This is a genomic window from Chryseobacterium barbadense (genome assembly GCF_042849955.1).
Classification (GTDB): Bacteria; Bacteroidota; Bacteroidia; order Flavobacteriales; family Weeksellaceae; genus Chryseobacterium.
Map to the genome: position 1 here is coordinate 1 of NZ_BAAFHL010000106.1, position 4,619 is coordinate 4,619.

The 4,619-nt window shown below is 32.7% G+C and carries 6 protein-coding genes and 1 pseudogene; all 7 read right to left on the reverse strand.

Annotation, left to right across the window (positions count from 1 at the left end; translation table 11 throughout):
* Nucleotides 1–410, reverse strand: a 410-nt coding sequence (locus tag ACGHIN_RS16575; protein ID WP_390456100.1) for a hypothetical protein, incomplete at its 3' end; no start/stop codon positions are given.
* 4 nt (nt 411–414) lie between these two features.
* Nucleotides 415–777, reverse strand: a complete 363-nt coding sequence (locus tag ACGHIN_RS16580) for a hypothetical protein (protein WP_390456103.1) — start codon at nt 775–777, stop codon at nt 415–417.
* A gap of 66 nt (nt 778–843) precedes the next feature.
* The gene (locus ACGHIN_RS16585; RefSeq protein WP_390456106.1) at nt 844–1,401 is read right to left on the reverse strand and encodes an RHS repeat domain-containing protein; all 558 of its coding nucleotides are present in this window, start codon (nt 1,399–1,401) and stop codon (nt 844–846) included.
* A gap of 147 nt (nt 1,402–1,548) precedes the next feature.
* On the reverse strand, nt 1,549–2,070 hold the full coding sequence (locus tag ACGHIN_RS16590; RefSeq protein ID WP_390456109.1) for a hypothetical protein: 522 nt from the start codon (nt 2,068–2,070) through the stop codon (nt 1,549–1,551).
* A gap of 724 nt (nt 2,071–2,794) precedes the next feature.
* Nucleotides 2,795–2,978 (reverse strand): annotated as a pseudogene (locus ACGHIN_RS16595) (RHS repeat-associated core domain-containing protein); the annotation flags it as partial.
* Nucleotides 2,979–3,026: 48 nt separating this feature from the next.
* On the reverse strand, nt 3,027–3,623 hold the full coding sequence (locus ACGHIN_RS16600) for a hypothetical protein (RefSeq protein ID WP_390456112.1): 597 nt from the start codon (nt 3,621–3,623) through the stop codon (nt 3,027–3,029).
* Nucleotides 3,620–4,619, reverse strand: a 1,000-nt coding sequence (locus tag ACGHIN_RS16605; RefSeq protein ID WP_390456115.1) for an RHS repeat-associated core domain-containing protein, incomplete at its 5' end; no start/stop codon positions are given. The genes ACGHIN_RS16600 and ACGHIN_RS16605, both read right to left, overlap by 4 nt.

Sequence of the window (4,619 nt, forward strand, 5' to 3'; positions counted from 1 at the left end):
TCTCTAATATCATTGTTATATTGAGTTTTTATTAGAAGTTTTAATATATTTTCAGGAAGATCTTTCATTTTTAAAGGAGTTTTAGGACTTGCTACTAAATGATACGAAGTGTCAGAAAAATTATTTAGAATAGTTTTATCAAAAGTATAAAGTCCTTTTTTAGCCATACTTAAAAAATCTGATAAATAATTATCATCAACTTTTTGAATTATAAATTCTAAGCTTGGGTTTATTATCACCTCTGATACTTCTGAAAGATCCCTAAAATATTTAGATAATCCATTATCTTTATCCAGTTTCGCTATTGTTTCTGGTAATTTTCCTCCTGCAGATGCAACAAAAGCAATATCTTCATTATCTGTAAAAAACCAATCTATATCTAAAGTTTGTTGTTCAATTTCTGTATACATAATATTATTTTTCAAATGCTTGTTTGCAATTATCACACATTGGTACGGTTTGACCTGTTCTTGGTCGTATGGCATCTGTAAAATTAACTTCTCTTGGAGCCGATAATGGATTGTCTAATAATAATTGATTTCCTAATCGAAACTCTGCACAACATCCTACAGTATTTCCAGAGGCTGTTTTTGTACCTAGTCCCCCTAGTTCACTTACAACAGGTTCCAATTGAGGAGCTACAATCGTAGGAGGTGCACCACTTGTTCCAATTACAGTTTGTCCGTTTAATTCTGCCCCCACTACTGTGACAGGTAATTGCCCGGAAGCCTTTAAATCTGATGCTGTATTCTTAACAGTACTTGTCAATTCACTCATTATCGACGTTTCAGCAGCCGCAGCCGTCCCCCCCCGCTTTACGAGTAGCAACTACAGCTACAGCCATTACAGTAGCAGACCTATTGATTCAGGATTTCCATTTGCTACACCTTTTACTGTTTCTACAAGAGCTTTTGCCCCAGAACCTTCATATACTATATTTCCAGCTTCTTTTGCCGCTGCTTTTACTCCTCCTTTTTGGTATGCATTAATAACTTTTTTACCTGAACTATAAAGGCTCGTGCCTTTATTATAAAGTAATAAAGCAGGATTAGTATTTTCTACAAGAGTGTTAACCGTACTCTTAGCTATTCCAAAACTTGTGTTAAGAACTCCTTTCCCAAAACCTTTTATATCTTTCCAACTACAACATCTTTCAGCTTCTCTACCATCAGGATCAATAAACATTATTGGATTATCTAAAGCATAAGTATAAGGAGAAAATCTTCTTGATTTTTCTGCTAGTTCGTCAACAACGCCCCATCTTCCAATATCCGGCATATAGAATCTCGCGCCATAATCATACATCTCACTTTCCTGTAGCTCCTTTCCATTGTACTTGTAGTTCTTATAACTTCCTGCCCCAAAATAAGACTCTTCTTCGGCATTTCTTATAAAGCTCATCCCAAAAGGATAATAATATTGACATCCAAAATCTCAAGAGCATTAAATTATTTGAAGATTTAATACTCTATTTTTTTAATATTTGAACTTAGTAGTATCAGAAGGAGAAATGTTTGTCTCAAAAAGGTAGTAACTCTATTTAAACTCTTATTTCTCCATTAGACAACTCTTTTCTATGTTGTCACGAATGGGATATGTGAGAATTTTTAACCCAATATTTGTTTCTTTTTCTGTTTGGTTATTTTTAAATACCTCAAAAGATTTATTGTTATTTCTATTGATCACTACAAAAGCTCCCTTGTGTAGAAAATCATAAATAGAAGAGGATGATTTATTTTCACAAATGAATACAGCCAAAGAATCTTCAACTTTTATAAAAAACCTTTTTTCCCAAAAGTTTTTATCATCACTTCCTTCATTAGGATTATAAATAGGGAAATAGTTCTTATAGTTGGATTTCATGACCTTTAAGCAAACTAATGTTTGTCCGTAACGATTTACTTTAGTATCTAAAATTTGTCCCTTCAATTGCAAATCAAAATCATTTTCAAATTTATTTCTGTTAATTGCTTCCGGACTATATTTTAATACATATATGATCATCAGAATTAAAAAACCTATAAAAAGTGAGATTATGATTCCTCCTATAATTAAAAATACTTTTTTCATATTAATCTGTTTTCTTCCATGCACTACCTACACCCCTTCCTCCTAATGTTCTGGAAATTGTTTGTGTGGCATTCCATTCAATATCAGCCGATACACCCCATTTCACTTTTCCGCCTACTATGTCCATTGGAGATAAATTACCGTCATTATTGACATCGATCATCCTATTAGCTTCTGTTTTTACTCCAACTTTGCCATTAAACCACGAATCTTTTTCCGCACTATCAAAAATACTTCCTTCCATTAAATGTACTCCATTTACTTTATTTTCTCCAAGACCAATGTCTAATAAATTAGCTGTCATTTTTGCACTACCTCCTTTTACTTTCCCTGAAACCAAACCCATATTAAGACTTTCTACTTCAATATCAAATCCAACATCTTTTTTGGTACCTACATATATTCCTATACTTCCTTTCGGTCCACTGATATTTATATCGTCTTTTTTATTATCCCATGTAGCTCCAGCTCCTGAAAGTTCCAATGAAACTCTTGCAAACCTTCCAACCTTAAATTCTTTGGCTCCTATTCCTACTTCATACCCAATATTATTTATATTGATATCATCGGGTTCATATTTTCTAAACTGGTTTCCTGCCCATTTAACACCACTTTTAACACCATTCCAAACTCTTCCAAAAAAACCAAAGGCTCTGCGTTTTGCATTAATGACAACTTCTTCAATTTCCTGGACTTTGTCGCCCGGTCCTCCTGGTTCTCCAGGCTCTCTACCATCAGGATCAATAAATCTTATTGGATTATCAAATGCATAATTATAAGGATTGTGTCTTGTCATCTTTTCTGCTAATGGATCAATCACGCCCCATCTTCCCAAGTCAGGCATATACATTCTAGCCCCATAATCCTGTTTCCTGAAGTTCTTTACCGTTGTACTTGTAGTTATAAGCAATCTCATAAATACAAGGTTACTTATTATCGCGCCAGCGAGGGTGGGTTTATTTTATTCTAAACAATTCAATCATTCTAACTTTTCCATTAATTTTTGCAACGACATTCCATTGTTTATATAAACCTATTTGTCCATCACTTTTATCACTAAAATATTCTGATTTACCTGTTTTCAAATACTCATCAATTTTTTCAATATTATCTTTTTCAAATTCACTAACTTCAAATTCTTCGTTTTTTTCAATAACCATATTATTTTCTGAATCAAAATAGTGTTTAATACCAAAGTAATTTTTATTAGCGTATAAAATAGTTTTAGTATCAAATGGTATTGTCATATTGTTACTGATAAAGTTAATTATTAAGAAATCTTCCTTATTTGAAGTTTTCTCTAACATTTTTAAACTATTGCTCCTGAAGAAATTTAAATGTTCTAATGGTGCAATGCATTGATCATAAATATTTTCGATAAGCCACTCTTCAGTTTTCTTCTTTCGAAGTTCTTCACTTTCTTTTTTACAATTTTGAATATCCTTGTCATTTACCTTATAAAAAGAAATAATTTCAGATTCTAATTTTTGATTATTTTGTGACTTACAAGAAATAGTAAGAAGTAAGAAAGCACCTATTAAAAATATTCTCATTTTTTTTGTTTTTTGGCATTATCATAATAATTATATCTACCCTTTAATGGCTGCCCACAACCTATGTAATCATAATAAGCATTTAATGCATCTCCAGGCTTTAATTGATTCTGTAGATTTTGTCCATAGCTATTAAAATATATACTATTTCCGGTACTATCAATAAGCATTGTTTCGATGTCTACACCTCTTGCTACCTTATTTGCTTTAGAAGCTCTATAAGATACTCTCAATGGCAATTTATTTTCTGCTCTTAGTTGGTTTTCAATATGTGAAGCAAAAATTTCGGAATGACTTATGTCATCATCTTTACTTTCTGTTTTTCCTCCAACCCAAGGTCCAAACAAGTCGCTATTCTTCATAGGATCCATTCCGTGACCCATTTCATGCCCTAGTTTTACATAAAATGGTGAGTCTGAAACCTGACCATCACTTGTTGGATAATTTGATGCAAGTGAAGGGTTAATATATGCTGTTCCATTATCATAATAATTTTCGCCAGTTGTGGATTGAATATTTATATCATGATCTTTATTGTCATAATATGAAATCATCCCTGCTCCTGTGTCTCCTCCGCTTCCAATTGCTTGTAAACCTGCAATAATTGCTATTACATTATCCGATAAAGTTACGCTTGAATCAATTGCCTGCCATTTTCCGTTTACTTGATGTTGGGTTTGTCCGTTAGAATAACGATATTGATTATCTCCATCAGTAATACTAATCCATAATCCGTCAGGATCAATAAAACGTATTGGATTATTTATAGCATAGTTATAAGGAGAAAAATTATGTCCCTTTTCACTCAAAGGATCGATTTGAGTCCATCTTCCCAAGTCAGGCATGTAACTTCTCCAGCCATAATCATACATCCCAGTCTCCTGCAATTCCTTTCCGTTGTACTTGTAAGCTTTATAACTTCCTGTTCCAAAGAAGGCATTGCCACTATTCAAATGATTCATTCCAAAAGGATAGTAATCATTGGCATCTACAATT

What these genes read in the sequence shown, in the direction of transcription:
- ACGHIN_RS16580 (WP_390456103.1), bottom strand. Translation starts at nt 777, where the DNA reads ATGAGTGAATTGACAAGTACTGTTAAGAATACAGCATCAGATTTAAAG.
- ACGHIN_RS16585 (WP_390456106.1), bottom strand. Translation starts at nt 1,401, where the DNA reads ATGAGCTTTATAAGAAATGCCGAAGAAGAGTCTTATTTTGGGGCAGGA.
- ACGHIN_RS16590 (WP_390456109.1), bottom strand. Translation starts at nt 2,070, where the DNA reads ATGAAAAAAGTATTTTTAATTATAGGAGGAATCATAATCTCACTTTTT.
- ACGHIN_RS16600 (WP_390456112.1), bottom strand. Translation starts at nt 3,623, where the DNA reads ATGAGAATATTTTTAATAGGTGCTTTCTTACTTCTTACTATTTCTTGT.